This window comes from Nicoliella sp. ESL1149 (assembly GCF_058107265.1).
Genome location: NZ_JBYLUE010000002.1, coordinates 1,177,892 through 1,200,582 on the forward strand (window position 1 = coordinate 1,177,892; position 22,691 = coordinate 1,200,582).

The following is a 22,691-nucleotide window of genomic DNA, read 5'->3' on the forward strand; positions in this document are numbered from 1 at the left end:
AGAAAGGAATCTTTTTATGAGTAAAACAGCTAATCAAACACCAATGATGCAACAGTATCAAAAAGTAAAGGATCAATATCCAGATGCTTTTTTGTTCTACCGGCTTGGTGATTTCTATGAGATGTTTAACGAAGATGCTGTTAAGGGTTCCCAAATATTAGAATTAACGTTGACGACTCGTAACCATAGTTCCAAGAATCCAATTCCAATGTGTGGAGTTCCTCATCGTGCGGTTCAAAATTATGTTGATATTTTGGTGGATAAAGGATATAAAGTTGCCATTTGTGAACAGATGGAAGATCCTAAGCAAGCAAAAGGGATGGTCAAGCGAGCTGTTATTCAATTAGCAACACCAGGAACTTATAATGACATTAGTGCTGATAATGCTAAGGATAATAACTATTTAACGGCTTTAACATATGATACGAATGCTCATCAATTTGGTTTTGCTTATGCTGATTTATCAACGGGTGAATTAAAAACAAGTTTATTAAAAGACTGGGAAAGTATTTTGAATGAAGTAATGAGTTTGCAAACTCGTGAAATGGTTGTTGATAATTCAATTGATAGGGCTTTAACTGACAAACTTCGTAAGATTGGGATTTTAATTTCTCCTCAAAATGATGAAGAACATTCATCTGAAACGAGCTATTTGGTTCAAAACTTGGATTCTAGTTTAGAAGTTAAAACGGTAAAAATGTTATTAACTTATATTAAAGTGACCCAAAAACGGGATTTAGCGCATCTCCAAACAGCTGTTGCTTATGAACCAGCTCAGTTCTTAAAAATTGATCATAATTCTCAATATAATTTAGAAATTGTTCGCAATATTAGAACGGGAAAGAAATCCGGAACATTACTTTGGTTGTTAGATAATACTAAGACCGCTATGGGCGGAAGAAAGCTAAAGCGGTGGTTGAATCGGCCATTGATCAATCATCACCAAATCCAAGAACGACAAGATTCTGTTCAAGAATTATTGGATAATTATTATGAACGAAGTGAACTACAAGATGCTTTAATTAAAGTATATGATTTAGAACGTTTAGCAGGACGGATTTCATTTGGGAGTGTTAATGGACGAGATTTAATTCAATTAAAATCATCGCTTCAACAAATTCCAAAGATAAAATACGTATTAAATCAGTTAAATCAACAAGTTTTTGGTAAATATTATTCGAACTTAGATCCTGTAGATGAAGTTGTTGATTTAATTGAGGATGCTATTAATGAAGAGTCACCAATTTCAATTACTGAAGGTGACGTGATTAAAGATGGTTATGATCATCAACTAGATGAATATCGTGATGCAATGAGAAACGGTAAAAAATGGATGGCTGAGCTCGAAGCACGTGAACGACAAATAACTGGAATCAATAATCTTAAAATTGGTTATAACCGTGTTTTTGGTTATTATATTGAAGTAACAAAGGTCAATTCTAATAAGGTTCCACGAGATCGGTATCAACGGAAGCAAACGCTATCAAATTCGGAAAGATTTTCAACTCCTGAATTAAAAGAAAAAGAAGCTTTAATTTTAGAAGCACAAGAAAAATCAAAGAGTTTGGAATATAATTTGTTCACGTCAATTAGAGAACAGGTTAAAGATCACATTAGTAGAATTCAACGGCTAGCAGATGTCATAGCAAGTTTGGATGTATTACAAAGTTTTGCAACCGTTAGTGAAGAATATCGATTTATTAAACCAAAATTGTCTGATGATCATGATTTAGAAATTAAAGACGGGAGACATCCGGTCGTTGAAAAAGTTCTTGGCCATCAAACCTATGTTCCTAATGACGTTAAAATGGATCCTGAGACCGAAGTGTTATTGATAACAGGACCTAATATGTCAGGAAAGAGTACTTATATGCGGCAATTAGCTTTGACGGTCATTATGACCCAAGTTGGTTGTTTTGTTCCAGCTAAAAGTGCCAAAATGCCGGTATTCGATCAAATTTTCACTCGAATAGGAGCTGCTGATGATTTAATTAGTGGTGAAAGTACGTTCATGGTGGAAATGAAGGAAGCAAATGATGCTCTTCAGCATGCAACCCCTAATAGTTTGATCTTATTCGATGAATTAGGACGAGGAACGGCAACCTATGATGGAATGGCCTTAGCTCAATCGATTATTGAATATGTTCATAACCATATCCACGCTAAAACATTATTTTCAACTCATTATCATGAATTAACAGTTTTAGATAAAGAATTAAAACACTTAAAAAACATTCATGTTGGAGCAGCTGAAAAAAATGGTGAATTAGTTTTCTTGCATAAAATAAAAGCTGGCCCTGCTGATAAGTCATATGGAATTCATGTTGCTAAGATTGCAGGATTGCCTAATTCGTTGTTATCACGAGCTGATGTAATTTTGAAACATTTAGAAGGCCAGGGAAAGCAGCTAGATGATCAAGCATTAGATGAGCATCAGGCTGCCGCTCCTGAGCCAGAGGTAGGAACTAAAGATCATGAGGAACAGCTTGCTTTATTCGAACCTCCTCATAATAACGATCAAAAAGTGATAGTTGAGTCTACAAATGATCAAAAGGTCTTAAAGGCACTAAAGCAAATTGATTTAATGGCTTTAACACCAATGGATATCATGAATCAAGTTTACAAGTGGAAACAAACGTTAAATCGGAAAGGAAAATAGTTGAATGGGAAAGATTCATCAATTATCGACAACCTTGGCGAATCAAATTTCAGCCGGAGAAGTTGTTGAAAGACCTGCTTCAGTCGTAAAAGAACTTATTGAGAACTCAATTGACGCTGGTAGTCATGAAATTGATGTCGAAATTACTGCAGCTGGTTTGCAAAAAATACAAGTTATTGATGATGGTCATGGAATCGATAATGATGATGTCCAAACAGCTTTTCTTCGTCATGCTACCAGTAAAATAACTGATAGAACTGATTTATTCAAGGTGAGCTCTTTGGGATTCCGTGGAGAGGCTCTTCCAAGTATTGCCTCTGTGGCTGATGTTGTTTTAAAGACTTCAACTGGTGGTCAAGGAACGGAAATCCATATTCAAGGCGGAAAATTGATCGATCAAAAACCTGCTGAAGCTCGACAAGGGACTAGCATCATAGTTTCAAATCTATTTTTTAATACCCCTGCAAGATTAAAATATATGAAATCACCTGCAACCGAATTAGCAAAAATAACTGATATTATTGATCGCCTAGCATTGGGGCATCCAGAAATTTCTTTTTCATTAGTTCATAATGATCGTGAACTTATTCGGACATCTGGTCGTAATAATCTACAACAAGTTATCGGAAGTATTTATGGGACACCAAAGGTTAAAAAGATGCTTTCGATAAAGGGACAGGATTTAGATTTTCAAATTAATGGATACGTTAGTTTACCTGAATTGACCAGAGCGAGTTCTAATTATATTTCGATTATCATTAATGGTCGTTATATAAGGAACCATGATTTAAATCAAGCTTTAATTGCCGGATATGGTTCTAAATTGATGGTCGGAAGATATCCAATTGCAGTGATTGAAATTGAAATGGATCCAATTCTGGTTGATGTAAACGTCCATCCAACTAAGCAAACAGTACGAATTAGTAAGGAGGACCAACTTTGTGACTTGTTAACTAAAGTTGTAAGCTCTCGTTTGAGCAAACAGAATTTGATTCCTAATGCAATTGAAAGACAGGGAGCAGTTCAACCTAAGTATTTAAATAGTGATTTAGATATTAAATGGAATGATTCTTCTGATGATCGATTAACAAATGTTGATAATGATTTTGCAGAAGATTTCTCCAATCATAGTTTGGAATCAAAATTGGATAATGATTCATTAAAATTACCTCCATCACCAATTATTATTAAGGTTAAATATGATTTGAATTCAACAGAAATGCACCAATTTGATGAGTTTTATCAATCGGAACAACACCAATTACCATTTGGAAATGGAAGTTCTACGTTACCTATTAATCAAGAGGTTGAGCAACAACGACCTTTCCCACATTTAATATACATTGGTCAAATGCATGGAACTTATTTATTAGCGGAGTCCGATGATGGAATGTACATTGTTGATCAACATGCTGCTCAGGAACGCATTAATTATGAAAAATTCAGGGTTTCAATTGGAGAAGTTAGTAACGATCAACAGGATATGTTAGTTCCAATCGTGTTGGAATATTCCAATGCTGATTATCTAAAATTGAACGAACGATTGCCAGTTCTTCATGGAATTGGGATTGACTTAGAGCAATTTGGAAAAAATAGTTTTATTATTCATCATCATCCAAGTTGGTTGCCAGAGGGTCAAGAAGAAAATGTAATCCGTGAAATGATTGATTGGGTGTTAAAAAATGGAAAGATTTCTGTGACGGATTTTCGTGCCAAAACAGCTATTATGATGAGTTGTAAACAAGCAATCAAAGCTAATCACCATCTCAATCGCCAGCAAGCAGAAGCATTATTGAATAAACTACAAACGACTGAAGATCCGTTTAATTGTCCACATGGCAGACCTGTTCTGGTCCATTTTTCTAATTATGATATGCAAAGGATGTTTCGACGAGTTCAAGATAGTCACACAAGTTTAAGAAATGAACAAGAGGAATGAAAATATGTTTGAATATTTAAAGGGATATATTACTGATATCCAACCAGCTTATGTTGTTTTAGAAGTAAACGGAATTGGTTATCTAATTTATTCGGCCGATCCTTATCACTATCATATTGATGAAAAAACCCCAGTCCGTGTCTATGTTCATCAGGTTGTAACTGATTCTTTTCAGTCATTATATGGTTTCTCAGATCGAAATAGTAAATTATTGTTTGAAAAATTAATTAATGTTTCTGGAATTGGGCCAAAGAGTGCTAATGCTATTTTAGCTGGAAATAAGGATAACTCACTATTGAACGCCATCAATGAAGAAAATATTACATTTTTAACTAAATTTCCTGGAGTTGGTAAAAAAACAGCTAATCAAATTGTTTTAGACTTAAAAGGGAAATTGGATGATTTATTAGAGGATGATCTTTTTCATCCTCAAACAACTGCATCGACAACTTCCAGTTCCAATCAAGCATTTGAGGAAGCTCTTTCTGCTTTATTGGCATTGGGATACAGTGAACGGGATATTAATAAGATTAAGAAACCAATGTTAGCTAAAACAGGATTGAGTACTAATGATTATTTGAGTTTAGGATTGAAATTATTAACTGGGATGTAGGGAGGTGCTTTAAATGACGGAAGAACGAATTGTTTCAGGAAAGTCTGATGGGGATGATGAATCTATAATTGAAGGTTCATTAAGACCACAGAGTTTAGCACAGTATATTGGGCAAAAAGATTTAAAGCATGAGTTATCTGTCTACATTAAAGCTGCCCAAATGCGAGAAGAATCTCTTGATCATGTTTTGTTGTATGGACCACCAGGACTAGGGAAAACAACGTTAGCTCATATCATTGCTAATGAAATGCATGTTGGCATCAAGACAACCACGGGTCCAGCAATTGAGAAGAACGGTGATTTATTGTCGCTGTTAAATGAATTACAACCAGGTGATCTTTTATTTATTGATGAAATTCACCGCTTACCAAAAACGGTTGAAGAGATGCTTTATTCAGCAATGGAAGATTTTTATGTAGATATTGTCATTGGCCAGGGACCAACCGCTCATCCGGTTCATTTTCCACTCCCACCATTTACATTGGTTGGAGCGACAACTAGAGCTGGATTACTAGCCCCACCATTAAGAGATCGTTTTGGAATTGTTGAACATATGAAGTATTATGATACCGAAGAGTTACAACAAATAATCCAACGGTCAGCTAAAATTTTTAATGTGAAGATCGATGATCAAGCTGCTAAAAAGTTAGCACTTCGTTCACGTGGGACTCCCCGAATAGCGAACCGCCTTTTGAAACGGGTTCGTGATTTTGCCCAGGTTGAAAAACAACCACAAATTACAACAGAAACAATTGAACACGCATTATCTTTATTAGGTGTTGATAGTGTTGGGTTGGATGGAGTGGACCAAAAGATTCTAAAGACCATGATCGATTTCTATGATGGGGGCCCAGTTGGAGTAAAAACCCTAGCTGCTAATATCGGAGAAGAAGCTGATACGATTGCTGAAATGTATGAACCATATTTGCTGCAAATTGGTTATATTAAGCGAACCGCACGGGGACGAATCGTTACTTCAGCGGCATATCAACATTTAGGAATAAATAAAGTGGACTAATTGGTCATATTTTGATAAGGTAGTAGTGTTAAGTTCAAAGGTGGTGAAAATTATGCAACAATATTCAAGTTTAATTTTTATCGTAGTAATCATCGCTGTGATGTATTTCATGATGATTCGTCCACAAAAGAAGCGTCAACAAAAGCATCAACAAACTCTTAGTCAATTGAAGAAGGGTGACCACGTTGTTACAATTGGTCGTCTTCATGGAGTTGTTGATTCAATCGACCAAAACAGTAAGACTGTTTCATTAGATTGTTCTGGAGTATTTTTAGAATTTGATTTAAATGCAATTGCTAAAGTTGAAGATCAAGCAAGCGCACCTAAACAAACTTCTGATTCTAAAGATGAATCAAAAGATGAATCTGATTCTAACGCTACTGATAAGAAATAAAATATAAGAAGCCTGAGTTAAAGCTCAGGCTTTTTTGCTGTTAATTTAATTCGCCAAATTTCGCTAGTATGGTAAGATAGTAATAAGAAATAAAAACAGAAAAGAGTTACATTATGACAGTACAAGCAAAGATTATCGATGCAATAAAAAAATATGATACTATTATTATTCATCGACACCAACGTCCTGATCCAGACGCAATTGGATCCCAAATGGGACTTGCTGAAATCATTCGGCATACCTTTCCTAATAAAAATGTTTATTCGGTCGGGAAGCAATATCCAGGTTTTGACTGGATGGGCAAAGCAGATGAAATTTCAGATGATACTTATAAAGATGCTTTAGTTATCGTTACAGACACTGCTAATCAACCTCGTGTTGATGATCAACGTTATACAAAGGGAAAAATGATGATTAAAATTGATCATCACCCTAATGATGACCAATTTGGTGATCTGATGTGGGTGAAACCAGAAGCATCAAGTTGTTCAGAATTAATTTATGATTTATATTCATCTTCAGATGAATTAAAGATTGATGCTGAAGCCGGACGCTTATTGTATGCTGGAATTGTCGGTGATACTGGTCGATTTAAATATTCATCTACCACTGCCCATACTTTTGCTGTCGCTTCTAAATTGGCAGAACTTGATTTTTCAATTAGTGATGTAAATCAAATTGAAGATTCTATTGATGTGGCTCAAGCACGTTTAAATGCTTATGTTTATCAAAACTTAACGATTTTAGATAGCGGTGCTGCGTATTTAATTTTAACGAATCGGATTCTTAAAGACTTAAATATGTTGGATGAAAGTACTGCATCAGCAGTTCCATTACCTGGTCGAATTAATACTGTAAAAAGCTGGGCTATTTTTGTTCAACAAAAAGATAACACCTATCGGGTTCGTTTACGTTCTAAAGCACCAGCCATTAATGAATTAGCTAAACATTTTGGAGGTGGTGGACACCCATTAGCAAGTGGTGCAACCGCTAATGATGATAAAGAAATTAAGCAGGTAATTAAAGAATTAGATGAAATTGCCAAGAATTACAAGGGAGATATTGCATGACCAAGAGTTTTAAAGATTTTAAATTTAAACCTTTTATTAATAAGGCCCTCGATCAATTACACTTCACAGAACCAACACCAATTCAAGAAAAGTTAATTCCCGTAATCGAAAAAGGGAAGAATGTAATCGGGCAATCAGCTACAGGAAGTGGAAAGACTCATGCCTTTTTACTACCAATTTTTGATCAATTAGATCTTGATAAAAATAGCGTTCAGGCTGTTATTACTACTCCTAGTCGAGAATTAGCTTATCAAATTTATGAAAATGCAAAACAATTAGCTGAAGCAGCAGATCAAACGATTCATTTGGCAAACTATGTTGGGGGTACTGATAAGAAGCGCCAAATTGAAAAATTGAAGAATGAACAACCTCAGATTGTGATTGGAACTCCAGGAAGAATCATGGATTTAATTGAATCACAGGCTTTGGATATTCATACTGCTGATCGATTAGTAGTTGATGAAGCTGATATGACCTTTGATTTGGGCTTTTTACCTCAAGTTGATAAGATTGCAGCTAGTTTTGGAAAAGAACTTCAAATGATGGTTTTCTCTGCTACAATTCCGCAATCTATTAAACCATTTTTAAAGAAATATATGGATAATCCGGTTGTTGAGAATATTCCAGTCAAGACGGTTATTAGTGCTAATGTTGATAATTGGTTAATTTCTACCAAAGGTCAAGATAAGAATCAATTAATCTATGAACTAATTACAATGGGAGAACCATATTTAGCTTTTATTTTTGCTAATACACGAGAGCGAGTGGAAGAGTTAAATGACTTTTTAAGAGACCAAGGTCTTAAAGTTGGAATGATTCAGGGTGGAATGAAGCCACGTGAAAGAAAACGAATGATGAAACAGATTCAAAATCTGGATTATCAATATGTCGTTGCTACTGATTTAGCTGCTCGAGGAATTGATATTGATGGAATTTCATTAGTTATCAATGATGATATTCCAGAGGATTTAACTTATTTTATTCATAGAGTTGGTAGAACTGGTCGTAATAAGATGAAGGGAACAGCAATAACTCTTTATTCGCCAAGTGAAGAAGATAAGATTGATGAATTAGAAAAAATTGGAATTGATTTTAAACCGAAAGCAATTCGGAATCATGAAATTGTTGATTCATATGATCGAAAACGGCGTAAGAAACGGCGTAATCCGCATGATAAACTTGATGTTTCAATGATTGGGTTAATAAAAAAGAAAAAGAAAAATGTTAAACCCGGTTATAAACGAAAAATTAAGACTGCTATTAAAGAAAATGATGCCATGAAACGAAAAGTGGAACGACAACATGCGGATCGAGAACGTCGGAAGGCTCGAAAGAAGAGTTCAAAACGTTATCGTTAAAAACAACATTTTAATTGGCTAAAAAATTAAAATGGGGTATAATGAAATTGTTTTTAAATAAGTCATTAATTAATTAGAAATATATTTTATTTACTTCTGAAAACAGAGACGCTTTGATTGGTGTGAAAAGCGCAGTGGTGAACAAAATGCTCTTCTAAATATCAATTACGCTACTCAGCGTTATCGAGTTGAGAGGTAAACGAGAACATCGTTGCAATTAGAGTGGAACCGCGTTAACAGCGTCTCTATGAGCAACGGTGTTTTTGTGTCTTAAAGGAGGAAATTAGTAATGAAGAAATTAAGCAGTTCACAAGTTCGGGGAATGTATCTCGACTTTTTTAAGGATCGTGGACATACAATTATGCCTAGTGCATCATTAGTTCCAAAAGATGATCCATCATTACTCTGGATTAATTCTGGAGTTGCGACCATGAAGAAGTATTTTGAAGGTCGGGTTGTTCCAAAGAACCGTAGAATGACCAGTTCTCAACCAAGTATTAGAACTAACGATATTGAAAATGTTGGTAAGACAGCTCGTCACCAAACCATGTTTGAAATGTTAGGGAACTTTTCAGTTGGGGATTACTTCAAGGAACAAGCCATCAAATGGGCTTTTGAGTTATTAACTTCACCTGACTACTTTGGTTGGGATAAAGATAAGTTATACATGACTGTTTATCCTAAGGATGAAGATGCTAAGAAATTTTGGCAAGAAGCAGGGGTTGCTAAAGATCATTTGATCGATATGGAAGATAACTTCTGGGATGTTGGTCAAGGTCCTTCAGGGCCAGATTCCGAAATTTTCTATGATCGTGGTGAAGAGTTTGATGATTTAGCACCAGATGATCCCGAAAATTATCCTGGTGGTGAAAATGAACGTTATCTTGAAGTTTGGAACATTGTTTTTTCACAATTTAACCATAAACCAGATGACACTTATGAACCACTTCCTCGGAAGAACATTGATACGGGGATGGGATTAGAACGGGTCGTTTCTATTTTCCAAAATGCGCCAACTAACTTTGAAACTGATTTGTTCTTACCAATTATTCATAAGACCGAAGAATTAAGTGATAACAAGAAATATGATGATAACGCTGACGATGATGTTTCCTTTAAGATTATCGCTGATCATATTCGGGCAATTTCATTTGCCATTCATGATGGGGCTTTACCATCAAACGTTGGCCGTGGATACGTTATTCGGCGTTTACTTCGTCGGGCAATCGTTGCTGGTCGTAACTTAGGAATTGAAGATAATTTCTTATACAAGTTAGTTCCTGTTGTTGGTGAAATTATGAAGGAACACTATCCAGATATCTTAAAGCAAAGTGACTACATTTCTAAGGTTGTCATTTCCGAAGAAAAACGTTTTAATGATACCTTAACTGATGGTTTAACGATGTTGAATCAATTAATTGCTAACTTGAAGAAGTCTGGTGACAAGACAATGACTGGGGCACAAGCATTTAAGCTTTACGATACTTATGGTTTCCCATTTGAATTAACTCAAGAATACTTAAATGATGAAGGTTTAAGTGTTGATGAGGATGGGTTCAACAAAGAAATGTTGAAGCAAAAAGACCGTGCTCGTAAAGCCCGTGGTGATGAAGCTGGAATGGGACTTCAAAATGAAGCCTTAGCTGACATTAAATCACCTAGTGAATATGTTGGTTATGATCATCTTACTGTTAACGATGCTACGCTTTCTGATATCGTAGTTGACGAAAAAGACGTTGATGAAGCTGATAGTGGCAAAGCAATGGTTATTTTTGATAAGACCCCATTCTACGCTGAAATGGGTGGTCAAGTTGGTGACCGTGGTACAGTTAAGGATACTGACGGAAATGAAGTCGCTAAGGTTGTTGATGTTCAACACGCTCCAAATGGTCAAAATATTCATACAGTTGAAATTGAACAACCACTTCATAAAGGTAGTAAGTATCAACTAGATGTTGATCGTAAGTTCCACAGTGGCGTTGAAAAGAACCATACTGCAACCCACTTATTAGACCAAGCTTTACGGAATGTTTTAGGTGGTCATACTCAACAAGCTGGTTCATTAGTTGAACCTAATTATCTTCGTTTTGACTTTACCCACTTTGGTCAAGTTACTGATGAAGATTTGAAGAAGGTCGAAGCTTTAGTTAATAAGGAAATCTTTGCCGCTCTTCCCGTTACGACCGTTGTTACTGATCCTAAGACTGGTCATCAAATGGGTGCGATTGCCTTGTTCAGTAATAAGTATGGTAAGAAGGTTCGGGTCGTTAGTGTTGGGGACTTCTCTGTTGAATTTTGTGGAGGAGATCATGTTAAGAACAGTTCTCAATTAGGATTGTTCAAGATCGTTTCTGAATCTGGTGTTGGAGCTGGGGTTCGTCGGATTGAAGCTGTTACTGGTGAATATGCATTCGATCTTTTACAACATCAATCAGACTTACTATCACAAACTGCTAAGAGTTTGAAAATTGGTAGTGTTAAGGATGTTCCTGCTAAGGTAAGTCAATTACAAGTTGATATGAAACAACTTCAACAAAAACAAGATTCATTAGCTGCTAAGTTAGCATCACAACAAGCTAGTGATGTCTTCAATAATGTTGAGGATGTAAATGGAATTAAGTTGATTGTTGGTTCCCTAAAAGATTCTGGAATGGGTCAATTAAGACAATTAGCCGATACTTGGCGGACGAAGGGCTTATCCAATGTATTGGTTCTTGGAACTAATAGTAATGGGAAAGCAAACTTAGTTGTTGCTGTTGATGATGACACCATCAAGAAGGGTGTTAAAGCAGGCGATTTAATTAAAGCAATCGCTCCTAAAGTTCAAGGTGGCGGTGGTGGCCGTCCTAATATGGCTCAAGCCGGAGGAAGTAATCCTGCTGGATTATCAGATGCTTTAGCTGAAGCTAAAAATTGGTTATCAAATAAATAAATTTTTACAAGACATTAACGAATTGTTACCGTTAATGTCTTTTTATTTGTTAAATTAATTTTGTGTTATAATAACAATACATTGAGAAGTTTCGAGTAGATTTAATTTAAAATTAGAGGTGTTGAAAATGAGTTCACTAGATAAGACAATGTTTTTTGATTTTAATAATAAAAAACCAAAGGATGTTCACGATACATTGTTGATCGTATATCGTGCACTAGAAGAAAAGGGATATAACCCTTATAATCAAATTGTTGGGTACTTGTTATCTGGTGACCCAGCATACATCCCCCGTTTTAAAGATGCCCGGAATTTAATTCGGAAACATGAACGTGATGAAATTATTGAAGAATTAGTCCGCTTTTATTTGGATAAAAATGGTAAGGATGGCGATGAAATTTAATGCGTATTTTAGGGCTTGATGTTGGTTCACGAACAGTGGGAGTTTCAGTTAGTGATATGCTTGGCTGGACTGCCCAAGGAGTTGAAATTATTCGAATCAATGAAGATGAAGAACAATTTGGCTTACAGCGATTAGGTGAGTTAATTAAGAAATATGATGTTCAAGGAATTGTTCTTGGATTACCTAAGAATATGAACAACACCTCAGGACCTAGAGTCGATGCATCAAGACGCTATGGTAAAATGGTGGAAGATAATTTCCATTTGCCAATTGATTTTCAAGATGAAAGATTAACAACAGTTGAAGCCAACCGAATGTTGATTGAAGAAGCGGATACTTCTCGTCGAAAGCGAAAAGAAGTTATTGATAAAGTAGCTTCAGAATTTATTTTACAAAGTTACTTAGATCGAAAGGGCCCATTGGTCGAAAAATTAAAGTGAGGTTTTATGGTGCGTAAAGAACAACCAAAAGATGAAACTGAACAAGTTTCACTCTACGATGATGATGGGAATGAAATTTTATTCAATGTTTTGTTGACGTTTCATTCTGATGATTATAATCGCTCATATATTCTATTATATCCAGCAAGTGAAAAAGATGGTGAAGAACTCGGTGTTCAAGCATATGCACTTGGTCCCGATGACGATCCTGTCTATCCAAAGGGTGGTAATCTAGTTCCAATTGAAGATGACAAAGAATGGGACATGGTAGAATCGGTATTAAATACTTTTATGAGTGAAGATTAAGTGGAAGCTCCTATTTTTTATAAGTAGGGGCTTCTTTAATGATTAAAATAATTAGGAGTTGATAAAAAATGGCAAAGAGTCGTTTTAAGGCTAAGATTGGGACTCGAAATTATACGTTCGTTGGAAATAGCTCAGATGAACATATGCGTGCGGTAACCGAATTAATGAACAAACAATTAGAACAATTGAATAAATTATCTGATAAAATCAGTTATGATGATTCATTAGTTTTATTGGCCTTTAATGCTTTATCAGATCAATTGAAGTTACAGCATGAATTAGATGTGTTGAAAGCATCCAAGTCGACCAAAGACGGAGAAGAATAAATGCTGTTATCCATTGGACTGTTAATTTTAATAATTTGGAATGGAATGCTTGGATATCGAGAAGGCTTGGTCTCTAAAGCAGTTCATTTATTTAGTTATATCGTTGCAATTTGGGTAGCAATTCAATTTACACATCCAATAAGTAGTTTATTGGTTTTTGATATGAATAGTAATTTGGTAATAATAAATGCAATTATTTTTATGATTTTGTTTATTATTACTTTTATTATTGTTAGAAAAATTGGTCAATTATTAAATGAAATTGCTAACCTACCACTATTAAATCTAGTTAATAAATTGTTAGGAGTTATTTTAGGATTAATTTTGGGATACATTATTTGTAGTTTAATTATTAGTTTGGGAATCCCATTAATAAATAATCAGTGGTTAAATGCTCAGGTATTAAATTCGCCAGTTGCGCATTATATAATGATGCATTCTTTATGGAATCAGAATTGGATGAATTAAATAAGTAGGTGTCAGAAATGAATAAAAAAAGTTTAGAAACTTTAGAATATCAAAAAATTAAACAACAAATTTTAGCGTCGATTGTTACGCAAGCTGGTCAGAGAGAATTGCAAGAAATGCAACCCAGTAGTAACAACGAATTGGTTCATCGTCAATTGCAAGAAACTGATGACGGTGCTCATATTTTAAGATTACAAGAGGCAATCCCGCTAGCCAAAATTAAAGACATTCAACCATATATGAAACGCTTATCGATTCAAGCTAATCTTAGTGGTAAAGAATTAGCTCAAGTCGCAAATGTTTTGTTCACGGTTCGAAAAATTATTGGCTTTTTTCAACGACTTAAAGGACAAAAGGTGGAATTATATTCACTGTATGAAATTATTCGTCGTTTTCAGACATTGCCAACTATAACTGATCAATTGAAACAGTCTGTCGATTTAACTGGTCATATTTTAGATGGGGCTTCCGATGAATTATATGGACTAAGGAAACGGATTACTAGAACCGAAGATAGAATCAAAGAGAAAATGAATCATTACATTCACGGAAAGAACGCTAAATATTTAAGTGAAGATATTATTACAATTCGTGATAACCGGTATGTAATTCCGGTAAAGGCTGAACATCGAAATCATTTTGGTGGAATTGTCCATGATCAAAGTGGGTCTGGTCAAACTTTGTATATTGAACCGGGGGCAGTAATTGATTTTAACAATCAACTTCGTCAAGATCAGTTAGCAGAAAAGCATGAAGAACTTCGTATTTTAGCAGTATTATCTGATATTTTAAGACCATATCAACAAGAACTAATGGATAATACAAAACTGATTGGACATTTAGACTTAATAAATGCGAAAGCTAAATATGCTAAAAAGATTCATGCTACCTTACCGAACATTTCAAATGATAACGTTGTTGAATTAAAAAAAGCTCGTCACCCTTTGATCAACCGGCATAAAGTAGTTGGCAATGATATTTTAATCGGTGGTGATTATAAAACAATTGTAATCACTGGTCCAAATACTGGTGGTAAAACCATTACTATCAAGACACTAGGATTACTTCAATTAATGGGGCAATCTGGATTATTTATTCCAGCCAATGAAGGTAGTCAAATTGGTATTTTTGACAATGTTTTTGCTGATATTGGTGATGAACAATCAATTGAACATAATTTAAGTACATTCTCATCTCATATGGATAATATTGTTAACATTTTAAAACAAATTACCCCGCAGAGTTTAGTCTTGCTTGATGAAGTGGGTGCTGGAACTGATCCACGCGAAGGAGCAGCTCTAGCAATGTCAATTCTAGATTATATAGGAAGTCATGGTAGTGAAGTCATTGCAACGACTCATTATCCTGAATTGAAAACATATGCTTATAATCGACCAGATACTATCAATGCTTCAATGGAATTTGATTTGGAAACTTTAAAGCCAACATATCATTTGTTGTTAGGAATTCCAGGACAAAGTAATGGGTTAAATATTGCTAAACGATTAGGACTTCCTGAAGAAATTATTCAACAAGCTGAATCAGAAACTAGTGATACCAGTAAAGACATTAATAACATGATTACCGAATTGACTGAACAAACTCGTTCTGCACGCCAAGATGCTGAAACGCTACGTCAGGAATTATTCGATACAACAAAATTACATCATGAATTAACTGATAAGTTTGGCCGTTATGAAAAACAAAGGGATCGATTAAACCAAGAAGCAAAAGAACATGCTAATCGAATTGTTCAAGAAACAAAAGAAAAAGCTGACCGAATCATTAAAGAAATTCATAAAAAACAAAGGAATTTAAAACATTCGGCTGTAAAAGAAAATGAATTAATTGATGCTAAAGGGAAATTAAATTCATTGCATCATAATGTTGCTCTTAAAAATAATCGAGTCTTAAAACGTGAAAAAGAGAAGAAAGCATTTCACAAAGGAGACGATGTTTTGGTTCGTTCCTACGGTCAAATGGGAGTTTTAGTTAAGAAATTAACTGATAGTGATTGGGAAGTTCAAATTGGAATTTTAAAGATGCGAATTAATGAAGCAGATTTAGAAAAAGTAAATTCCGGAAAAGAAAAGAATCCTCGTCAGTATGGTCAAGTAAGAAGAACTCGTTCCACTCATTTATCTACAAAATTAGATTTAAGGGGCCAAAGATATGAAGCTGCAATGCATCAATTGGATCAATATATTGATTCAGCGCTACTTGCTGGGTATCCTTCTGTGACAATCATTCATGGTAAAGGGACTGGAGCATTGAGAAAGGGAGTTACTCAATATCTTAAACAAAATCGACGGGTTAAGTCATTTGGGTATTCAGCCCCTAATGCAGGTGGAGATGGTTCTACGTTCGTTAAATTTAAATAAAATTATATTGTAAGCAATATAATTGCTTTTTAAATTAATAATGATAAAATAAATTTAGTTATCTAAAGTAAGGAGGAATTGAAATGGTACATGAAACGACTGATAAAACCTTTGAACAAGATACTTCTAAAGGTGTTACATTAACTGATTTTTGGGCTGCTTGGTGTGGTCCATGTAAGATGCAATCACCAGTTATTGATCAATTATCTGATGATATGGGTGACAAGGTTACTTTTAATAAGATGGATGTGGATGCCAATCAAGAAACTCCCCAAAAGTTCGGTATTATGAGTATTCCAACGTTATTAATTAAAAAAGACGGTAAAGTTGTTGATACTGTGATTGGTTATCATAGTAAAGAACAATTAGCTAAGACTTTAGATCAATATGTCGATTAATAAAAAAATAAGAGTCGGGGAAGAAAATCCCTGACTCTTATTTTTTTTCTGATTCTGGTTGATTAAATTTTAGATCGGGCTGATTGATTAACTCAGTAGCTGGTTGGTTTGGATCAAGATGAACTTGAATTGTAACAAGTCCATTTTTAGTCTTTTTAGGATCCATTTCAGCTTCAGTAACAATTCCCTGTTGATGTTCGATTTCTTGAGCTAAAAATCCAGCTTCAAACATGAAATCAGCATCTTTTCCAACGGATTTAAGACGTTCCTCAATCATTGGTCCAGAAAGTTTAAATAGGATTAAATCACTATCATTAGAAGTTTGAGTCAAATTCCCTAATTTAGTTTGTTCAAAGAAGTGAACTAAATCATTTACATTAGCAAGTGGTAATTCACGGGCCATTCTTTTTCCTGCCCAATAAAGAATACTGTGAGTGTCACTTCCCAATAATTCAGGGATAAAAACATCTCTAAAGAAAGTTTGTCCCCATTGTTCATTTACTTTAGAGTTATTGATGAAATTATAATAAATATCTTGAATTGTCACACGTTTAACCTCAATTCTGCTTAAGTTAATACTTCTATTATACATTTGAAATAATAAAAAAAATAGGTTAATTGTTTGATTTATCTTGAAAGAAAAAATAAAAAAGTAGATAATAAAGACTTGATATCTAATCGGAAGGAATGATTAAAGATGGATTCACGCCCAATTGGATTTATGGATTCAGGTGTGGGAGGGTTAACAGTTGTAAAAACGGTAATTAAACAACTTCCAAATGAAGATATTGTTTATTTTGGTGATGAAGCACGGTTACCATATGGTGAAAAAACACCTGAACAAATTCAAACTTTTGCAAGTGAAATTGCGCGTTTTTTAGTAAAAAAGCGAATTAAGCTTTTAGTAGTGGCTTGCAATACGGCAACCTCTTTAGCCTTACCTTTGTTAAAGAAAATTTTACCAATTCCTGTAATTGGAGTGATTGAACCTGGAAGTCAATTAGCAATTCAAAACACTAAAAATAATCATATTGGAGTAATTGCAACTAATGGAACTGTAAAAAGTCATTCCTATGAGCAAACCCTTCATAAATTAAACCAACAAGTGAGCGTTAAAAGTATTGGTTGTCCTCGTTTTGTTCCGCTTGTTGAGAGTGGTAAATATCAATCAAATAAAGTGCAAAGTGATGTTGATGTCGATCTAAATGATTTTAATACAAGTGGTATTGATACTTTGATTTTAGGATGCACCCATTATCCAATCATGAAAAAGCTAATTCAAAAAGCAGTTGGTGATGACGTAACATTGATTGATCCTGCTGATGGAGTGAGTGAACAAGTTAAAACGTTATTAAATCAAACCGATTTAAATAATACAGCTCATCAACAATTATCATATCAATTTTATACGACTGGAAATAAAACTAGTTTTGAAAAGATTGCTGAAGATTGGTTAAGAATTCCTGTAAATGTTGATCAGATCTCTTTAGAGGAGTTAAAAAAATATGACTAAAACAATTTTAATTGCAACTAAGAATCCAAATAAAGTGCGTGAATATCGGGAAATGTTAACGCCACTTGGTTATGATGTTAAGACTCTTTTAGATTTTCCAAACATTCCAACAATTGTTGAAAATGGACAGACGTTTGAAGAGAATGCGTTAATAAAGGCAAAAGTCCTTGTGAAAGCTACTCATCTTTCTGTAATGGCAGATGATTCTGGACTTCAAGTAAAAGCATTGAATGGCGAACCAGGAGTTTATTCTGCTCGTTATGCAGGTGATCATGATGATAAATCAAATAATAAAAAATTGTTAACTAAATTGATGAATCATTCTGATCGCTCAGCTAATTTTACAACTTGTTTAGTACTATTGCATCCTAATGGAAGTAAAATTGTTGTTCATGGAAATTTACATGGTGAGATAACTAAGGAACCGCATGGAGAAAATGGGTTTGGTTATGATCCATTGTTTTATGTTCCAGCTAAGAAAGCAACTTTGGCTGAAATGACTGGTGATGAAAAGAATTCGCTTAGTCATCGTGGAAGAGCAATGCAAGCAATGATGAAAAAATTAAATCAAAAATAAAACACTATTCTTAGAATAGTGTTTTATTTTTGATTTATAATTTAACTAGTTTGTAGATTGAGTAGGAAGAACATTTGCTTTTGGAAGATCAATTCCTTGAGCAGTAATAGCTTCAAAATAAAGTTTTAAGAATTCGTGTTGTACTGCAACTTGAGCTCCATTTCCACTCGTTTGAATATTAACTTGAACGGCAGGATTACTATCAGGTAGTTCAATCGTTCCCCAAATTACTGGGTCTTCAATAATTTCAGGGTGCTTTTTAACGTTTTCTTTATTTACTTGTCTAATAATATCGTAAATCTTATCAATTGGTGTATCTGGATAGACTCTGAAAACAATAAGAGCCTTCATGTTTCCCTTTGAAACATTTGAAATCGCCATTACTTGTCGATTAGGAATGAAATTAACGGTCCCATCAAAAGCAGTTAATTTAGTTGAACGCAATCCAATTTCAGTAACAGTTCCACTTAATGGTTGAGATGTTGTTGTAACAGTAATATATTCACCAATATTGATTTGTTTTTCGAACAAAATAAAGAAACCACTAACGATATCAGTTACAAAACCTTGAGCTCCAATACCAATTGCAACACTAAAGATACTTGCACTAGCTAATAAAGTTCCAATTGGAACGCCAATTGAAGATAGGACTGAATATAACCAGAGGAAGGCTAAGATGTAGTTAAATGTTGTGATTGATAAAGAATTTAACGTTGAGCTACGTTTGTCAGAATTACCATCTGTATTACTTTTATCGTAATGTTTAAAGCCCTTATTAATGAAATAATGTCCTAATTTACGAATGATAATGAAACAAATAGTAACCATAACAATTGAAAAAATAACGTTAGTTAGATGATTTAAAATTTGATTCCACTTAAAAGTAGATAAATATTGCTGTAATAATGATGAAACCTTTAAACTCATTATTATTGTTCCTCCTTTTTAATAATAACTAAATGATAACATATTATTTAGTTTTCAATTAATATTATTGTCAAATCATTGTTAAAATGCTATTCTTAAATGTATAAATGTACTCTATTAGGAGGGGTAATATGACAGGTGGAGAAATTGCTGGTTTGATTGCCGCAATCGCATTTTTATTGTTAGTAATTTTTATTGGGGTTTTCTTATTAAAAGTTATCAGAACTCTAAACCAAGTTGAATCAACTATTTCATCTATTACAGATGATGTTGATGTTATTTCTCAACAAACTGGAAAAATCTTAGCTTCTTCAGATACTTTAATTAAGGATTTAAATGATAAGCTTAATGAAGTTGATCCAGTTTTTAAAGCTAGTGCTGATTTAGGAGAAAGTGTCTCTGATTTGAATGATTCAACTCGTCAAATGATTGATAGAGTTCATTCTAAAAATAAAGTTGGTTTAATTGGTAGATTATGGACAGGGTTAGCATTTTTAAAATCACATCGCAAAAAAAATGAAAAATAAGGGAGTGGCTTTTCATGAGTAAAAAATCATTATTTGGTTTCGGAGTCATTGTTGGAGGTGCAGCAGCTGCTGCATATGTTGCTTTTAGTCGTTTGAATAAAGAAGACAAGAAGCGTGTTGTTAGTAAAGTAAATCATGGTGTTAATAATTTAAAAGACCGTGCTGTTGATTATGCATTTTATGCTAGTGATGCAATTGATGATATCAAACAAGTTCTAAGTGAAAAAGCTGATAACGTTAAAGATTCTTTAGATGATACCAAGAATAAAATTGATGGTGGAATAAAGAATGCTACTGATGATAATGGCGAAGATAAAAATTCCCAATTCAAAACAGCTGCTGATCGTTTAAAGGATGAATTGCATGATTCTTCAGAGGATGCTGAAGATGATATTGTTGTTAATGCTGACGATGTCTTAAATCACAATAACAATAAACGTGTCGAAACGTTTTACCCACAAAACAAATAAAAATGAGAGTCCGGGAGGGCTTTTTTATTTTACAAAAATAAGCACTTTTTATGTTAAAATAAATGTAAGCGCTACAAAGACTGTTTTTAAAGGAAGACGATTATGGAAAAAGCCACAACAATTTACGACGTAGCAAGAGAAGCACACGTATCAATGGCAACTGTATCAAGAGTTGTTAATAACAGTTCAAATGTTAGACCTACGACGAAAAAAAAGGTAATGGACGTTATTGAACGGTTAAACTACCATCCAAATGCTGTGGCCCAGGGATTAGCTAGTAATAAAACAACTACGGTTGGGGTAATTATTCCAGATATTACTAATAGCTATTTTTCAACTTTAGCTCGTGGAATAGATGACATTGCGGCTATGTATGAATACAATATTATTTTAGCTAATTCGGATGGGAATAGTAAAAAAGAATTTAAGGTTTTAAATACGATGTATAGTAAACAAGTTGATGGAATTGTCTTTATGGGGAATAATATTACTAATAAATTAAGGGAAAAACTTATTAATTCTAAGACTCCAGTTGTTCTTGCGGGCTCTGTAGATGATCAGCAAACCCTACCAAGTATCAATATTGATTATCAAAAAGCGATTAAAGATGTTGTTTTAAAATTATCCCAAAGAAAACAGCAAAAAATTGCTTTAATTACTGATTCAATGGATTATGCTATAAATCGACAATTTAGACTAAACGGATTTAAGGATGGATTAACAGAAGCTAGAATGTCCTTTAATCAAGAAAATGTTTTTGAAACCAGTGGTGATTATGATGCTGGATATCAACTTGCTCAAAAATTAAAAAACGAAGGATACACATCTGCAATCGTAACAATTGATGAATTAGCAGTTGGAGTTGAAAACGGATTACTTGATAATGGAGTCAAGATTCCAGAAGAATTTGAATTAGTAACAAGTGATAATACTAAAATTACTGAAATGATTCGACCAGAACTAACATCAATTGCTCAACCATTATATGATATTGGTGCTGTTGCAATGCGACTTTTAACCAAAATTATGCATAAGGACATTATTACAGATAAAAACGTTTTATTGCCATATTCAATTATTGATCGACAAACAACTCTTCATTCTTAAGAGTGAAACATTTAAATAAAGATGGTGGCTTCTTGCTAATTCAGTGTTTAGTTGTTATAATTAAAAACGTTTTTTAAAATATAAGTAAATAAATGAGAGGAGTGCTGCATTATGTCAGGACATTCAAAATGGCATAACATTCAAGGTCGTAAAGGTGCTCAAGATAAGAAACGTGGGAAAATCTTCCAAAAGATTTCTCGTAACTTATACCAAGCTGCAAAAGCTGGTGGAGTTGACCCAGATGGTAATCCACAATTACGATTAGAAATGGATAAAGCGCGTGCCGCTAATATGCCAAAAACTAACATTCAAAGAGCTTTAGATAAGGCTTCTGGTGTTGGTGGTTCTAAATTCGAAGAAATTAATTACGAAGGTTACGGTCCTGGTGGGACTGCTATTATGGTTTCAGTTTTAACTGATAACAAGAATCGGACTGCTGCTGCAGTACGTTCCGCATTTACCCATCATGGTGGTTCATTAGGTGCTAATGGTTCCGTTTCTTACTTATTTGAAAGAAAAGGCTACATTGTTATCTTACGTGATGGCTTAGATATTGATGAAGATTCAATGTTGATGGCTGCACTAGATGCTGGTGCTGAAGATATGAAAGCTAGTGATGATCGTTTTGAAATCTTCACTGCTCCTAATGATTTAACTAGTGTTCGTGATGCATTACAAAAGGATTATACTTTAGATACTGCTGAAGTTAAAATGATTCCTACTACCATTACTGAAGTGCCTGAAGATAAGGTTGCTCAATACACTGGATTAATTGATGAATTAGAAGAAAATGATGATGTTCAAGATGTTTACGAAGCAGCTTCTTTACCAGATGATGCTGAATAATTAACTAAATTATTTTTAG

23 protein-coding genes are annotated in these 22,691 nt (G+C 34.2%); 21 read left to right on the top strand and 2 right to left on the bottom strand.

Features of this window, described 5'->3' with window-relative positions; all coding sequences use genetic code 11:
* Positions 1 to 16 precede the first annotated feature (16 nt).
* The 15 genes from mutS (at position 17) to trxA (ending at position 16,705) form a co-directional block, all read left to right on the top strand.
* A complete protein-coding gene (gene mutS, locus AC3B6G_RS05695) occupies positions 17 to 2,659 on the top strand; it encodes a DNA mismatch repair protein MutS (protein ID WP_489849433.1) in 2,643 nt (880 codons plus the stop codon).
* 4 nt (positions 2,660 to 2,663) lie between these two features.
* Positions 2,664 to 4,598, top strand: coding sequence for a DNA mismatch repair endonuclease MutL (gene mutL / locus AC3B6G_RS05700; RefSeq protein ID WP_489849434.1), 1,935 nt, complete (start codon positions 2,664 to 2,666; stop codon positions 4,596 to 4,598).
* A 4-nt stretch (positions 4,599 to 4,602) separates the two neighbouring features.
* Positions 4,603 to 5,211 carry a Holliday junction branch migration protein RuvA gene (gene ruvA, locus AC3B6G_RS05705; protein ID WP_489849435.1) on the top strand — a complete coding sequence of 203 codons (609 nt, stop codon included), beginning with the start codon at positions 4,603 to 4,605 and terminating at the stop codon, positions 5,209 to 5,211.
* Positions 5,212 to 5,224: 13 nt separating this feature from the next.
* Entirely contained in the window at positions 5,225 to 6,229 is a 1,005-nt protein-coding gene (ruvB, locus tag AC3B6G_RS05710) for a Holliday junction branch migration DNA helicase RuvB (RefSeq protein ID WP_489849436.1), read from the top strand.
* A gap of 52 nt (positions 6,230 to 6,281) precedes the next feature.
* Entirely contained in the window at positions 6,282 to 6,623 is a 342-nt protein-coding gene (gene yajC, locus AC3B6G_RS05715; protein WP_489849437.1) for a preprotein translocase subunit YajC, read from the top strand.
* Positions 6,624 to 6,736: 113 nt separating this feature from the next.
* Complete coding sequence (locus tag AC3B6G_RS05720) at positions 6,737 to 7,693, top strand: DHH family phosphoesterase (protein ID WP_489849438.1); 957 nt, start codon at positions 6,737 to 6,739, stop codon at positions 7,691 to 7,693.
* Positions 7,690 to 9,051, top strand: a complete 1,362-nt coding sequence (locus AC3B6G_RS05725; RefSeq protein ID WP_489849439.1) for a DEAD/DEAH box helicase — start codon at positions 7,690 to 7,692, stop codon at positions 9,049 to 9,051. The genes AC3B6G_RS05720 and AC3B6G_RS05725 overlap by 4 nt, the downstream gene beginning before the upstream one ends.
* Positions 9,052 to 9,340: 289 nt before the next feature.
* Complete coding sequence (gene alaS / locus AC3B6G_RS05730) at positions 9,341 to 11,983, top strand: alanine--tRNA ligase (protein ID WP_489849440.1); 2,643 nt, start codon at positions 9,341 to 9,343, stop codon at positions 11,981 to 11,983.
* 127 nt (positions 11,984 to 12,110) lie between these two features.
* On the top strand, positions 12,111 to 12,386 hold the full coding sequence (locus tag AC3B6G_RS05735; RefSeq protein WP_489849441.1) for an IreB family regulatory phosphoprotein: 276 nt from the start codon (positions 12,111 to 12,113) through the stop codon (positions 12,384 to 12,386).
* Positions 12,386 to 12,826 (top strand): Holliday junction resolvase RuvX, encoded by a 441-nt coding sequence (gene ruvX, locus AC3B6G_RS05740; RefSeq protein WP_489849442.1) that lies wholly within the window; start codon positions 12,386 to 12,388, stop codon positions 12,824 to 12,826. Before AC3B6G_RS05735 ends, ruvX begins: the two co-directional genes overlap by 1 nt.
* Positions 12,827 to 12,835: 9 nt before the next feature.
* Positions 12,836 to 13,132: a DUF1292 domain-containing protein gene (locus AC3B6G_RS05745; RefSeq protein ID WP_489849443.1), complete on the top strand. Its 297-nt coding sequence runs from the start codon at positions 12,836 to 12,838 to the stop codon at positions 13,130 to 13,132.
* A gap of 68 nt (positions 13,133 to 13,200) precedes the next feature.
* Complete coding sequence (gene zapA, locus AC3B6G_RS05750) at positions 13,201 to 13,458, top strand: cell division protein ZapA (protein ID WP_489849444.1); 258 nt, start codon at positions 13,201 to 13,203, stop codon at positions 13,456 to 13,458.
* Complete coding sequence (locus tag AC3B6G_RS05755) at positions 13,459 to 13,926, top strand: CvpA family protein (RefSeq protein WP_489849445.1); 468 nt, start codon at positions 13,459 to 13,461, stop codon at positions 13,924 to 13,926. It begins immediately after the preceding gene.
* A 17-nt stretch (positions 13,927 to 13,943) separates the two neighbouring features.
* Positions 13,944 to 16,307, top strand: coding sequence for an endonuclease MutS2 (locus tag AC3B6G_RS05760; protein WP_489849446.1), 2,364 nt, complete (start codon positions 13,944 to 13,946; stop codon positions 16,305 to 16,307).
* Positions 16,308 to 16,390: 83 nt separating this feature from the next.
* Positions 16,391 to 16,705, top strand: coding sequence for a thioredoxin (trxA, locus tag AC3B6G_RS05765; protein ID WP_489849447.1), 315 nt, complete (start codon positions 16,391 to 16,393; stop codon positions 16,703 to 16,705).
* Between the two features lie 37 nt (positions 16,706 to 16,742).
* Here trxA and AC3B6G_RS05770 read toward each other — a convergent pair whose 3' ends face one another.
* Entirely contained in the window at positions 16,743 to 17,252 is a 510-nt protein-coding gene (locus AC3B6G_RS05770; RefSeq protein WP_489849448.1) for a DUF2507 domain-containing protein, read from the bottom strand.
* A gap of 150 nt (positions 17,253 to 17,402) precedes the next feature.
* Here AC3B6G_RS05770 and racE point away from each other — a divergent pair, with 150 nt between their 5' ends.
* Together racE and AC3B6G_RS05780 are read left to right on the top strand one after the other, a co-directional pair.
* Positions 17,403 to 18,218 (top strand): glutamate racemase, encoded by an 816-nt coding sequence (racE, locus tag AC3B6G_RS05775; protein ID WP_489849449.1) that lies wholly within the window; start codon positions 17,403 to 17,405, stop codon positions 18,216 to 18,218.
* Entirely contained in the window at positions 18,211 to 18,795 is a 585-nt protein-coding gene (locus tag AC3B6G_RS05780; RefSeq protein ID WP_489849450.1) for an XTP/dITP diphosphatase, read from the top strand. Before racE ends, AC3B6G_RS05780 begins: the two co-directional genes overlap by 8 nt.
* Before the next feature lie 45 nt (positions 18,796 to 18,840).
* On the opposite strand, the gene AC3B6G_RS05785 is transcribed toward AC3B6G_RS05780, so the two are convergent.
* Positions 18,841 to 19,722, bottom strand: a complete 882-nt coding sequence (locus AC3B6G_RS05785; protein WP_489849451.1) for a mechanosensitive ion channel family protein — start codon at positions 19,720 to 19,722, stop codon at positions 18,841 to 18,843.
* A gap of 131 nt (positions 19,723 to 19,853) precedes the next feature.
* Between AC3B6G_RS05785 and AC3B6G_RS05790 the strand changes: the two genes are divergently transcribed.
* The 4 genes from AC3B6G_RS05790 (at position 19,854) to AC3B6G_RS05805 (ending at position 22,672) form a co-directional block, all read left to right on the top strand.
* On the top strand, positions 19,854 to 20,249 hold the full coding sequence (locus AC3B6G_RS05790; protein ID WP_489849452.1) for a DUF948 domain-containing protein: 396 nt from the start codon (positions 19,854 to 19,856) through the stop codon (positions 20,247 to 20,249).
* Positions 20,250 to 20,263: 14 nt separating this feature from the next.
* Entirely contained in the window at positions 20,264 to 20,719 is a 456-nt protein-coding gene (locus AC3B6G_RS05795; RefSeq protein ID WP_489849453.1) for a hypothetical protein, read from the top strand.
* Positions 20,720 to 20,821: 102 nt separating this feature from the next.
* Positions 20,822 to 21,826 (top strand): catabolite control protein A, encoded by a 1,005-nt coding sequence (ccpA, locus tag AC3B6G_RS05800; protein WP_489849454.1) that lies wholly within the window; start codon positions 20,822 to 20,824, stop codon positions 21,824 to 21,826.
* 111 nt (positions 21,827 to 21,937) lie between these two features.
* A complete protein-coding gene (locus AC3B6G_RS05805) occupies positions 21,938 to 22,672 on the top strand; it encodes a YebC/PmpR family DNA-binding transcriptional regulator (protein WP_489849455.1) in 735 nt (244 codons plus the stop codon).
* Positions 22,673 to 22,691: the final 19 nt, after the last annotated feature.

Bases quoted from the DNA above. Each gene is read 5' to 3' on its own strand.
- mutS (WP_489849433.1), top strand. From the start codon at position 17: ATGAGTAAAACAGCTAATCAAACACCAATGATGCAACAGTATCAAAAA.
- mutL (WP_489849434.1), top strand. From the start codon at position 2,664: ATGGGAAAGATTCATCAATTATCGACAACCTTGGCGAATCAAATTTCA.
- ruvA (WP_489849435.1), top strand. From the start codon at position 4,603: ATGTTTGAATATTTAAAGGGATATATTACTGATATCCAACCAGCTTAT.
- ruvB (WP_489849436.1), top strand. From the start codon at position 5,225: ATGACGGAAGAACGAATTGTTTCAGGAAAGTCTGATGGGGATGATGAA.
- yajC (WP_489849437.1), top strand. From the start codon at position 6,282: ATGCAACAATATTCAAGTTTAATTTTTATCGTAGTAATCATCGCTGTG.
- AC3B6G_RS05720 (WP_489849438.1), top strand. From the start codon at position 6,737: ATGACAGTACAAGCAAAGATTATCGATGCAATAAAAAAATATGATACT.
- AC3B6G_RS05725 (WP_489849439.1), top strand. From the start codon at position 7,690: ATGACCAAGAGTTTTAAAGATTTTAAATTTAAACCTTTTATTAATAAG.
- alaS (WP_489849440.1), top strand. From the start codon at position 9,341: ATGAAGAAATTAAGCAGTTCACAAGTTCGGGGAATGTATCTCGACTTT.
- AC3B6G_RS05735 (WP_489849441.1), top strand. From the start codon at position 12,111: ATGAGTTCACTAGATAAGACAATGTTTTTTGATTTTAATAATAAAAAA.
- ruvX (WP_489849442.1), top strand. From the start codon at position 12,386: ATGCGTATTTTAGGGCTTGATGTTGGTTCACGAACAGTGGGAGTTTCA.
- zapA (WP_489849444.1), top strand. From the start codon at position 13,201: ATGGCAAAGAGTCGTTTTAAGGCTAAGATTGGGACTCGAAATTATACG.
- AC3B6G_RS05755 (WP_489849445.1), top strand. From the start codon at position 13,459: ATGCTGTTATCCATTGGACTGTTAATTTTAATAATTTGGAATGGAATG.
- AC3B6G_RS05760 (WP_489849446.1), top strand. From the start codon at position 13,944: ATGAATAAAAAAAGTTTAGAAACTTTAGAATATCAAAAAATTAAACAA.
- trxA (WP_489849447.1), top strand. From the start codon at position 16,391: ATGGTACATGAAACGACTGATAAAACCTTTGAACAAGATACTTCTAAA.
- racE (WP_489849449.1), top strand. From the start codon at position 17,403: ATGGATTCACGCCCAATTGGATTTATGGATTCAGGTGTGGGAGGGTTA.
- AC3B6G_RS05780 (WP_489849450.1), top strand. From the start codon at position 18,211: ATGACTAAAACAATTTTAATTGCAACTAAGAATCCAAATAAAGTGCGT.
- AC3B6G_RS05785 (WP_489849451.1), bottom strand. From the start codon at position 19,722: ATGAGTTTAAAGGTTTCATCATTATTACAGCAATATTTATCTACTTTT.
- AC3B6G_RS05790 (WP_489849452.1), top strand. From the start codon at position 19,854: ATGACAGGTGGAGAAATTGCTGGTTTGATTGCCGCAATCGCATTTTTA.
- AC3B6G_RS05795 (WP_489849453.1), top strand. From the start codon at position 20,264: ATGAGTAAAAAATCATTATTTGGTTTCGGAGTCATTGTTGGAGGTGCA.
- ccpA (WP_489849454.1), top strand. From the start codon at position 20,822: ATGGAAAAAGCCACAACAATTTACGACGTAGCAAGAGAAGCACACGTA.
- AC3B6G_RS05805 (WP_489849455.1), top strand. From the start codon at position 21,938: ATGTCAGGACATTCAAAATGGCATAACATTCAAGGTCGTAAAGGTGCT.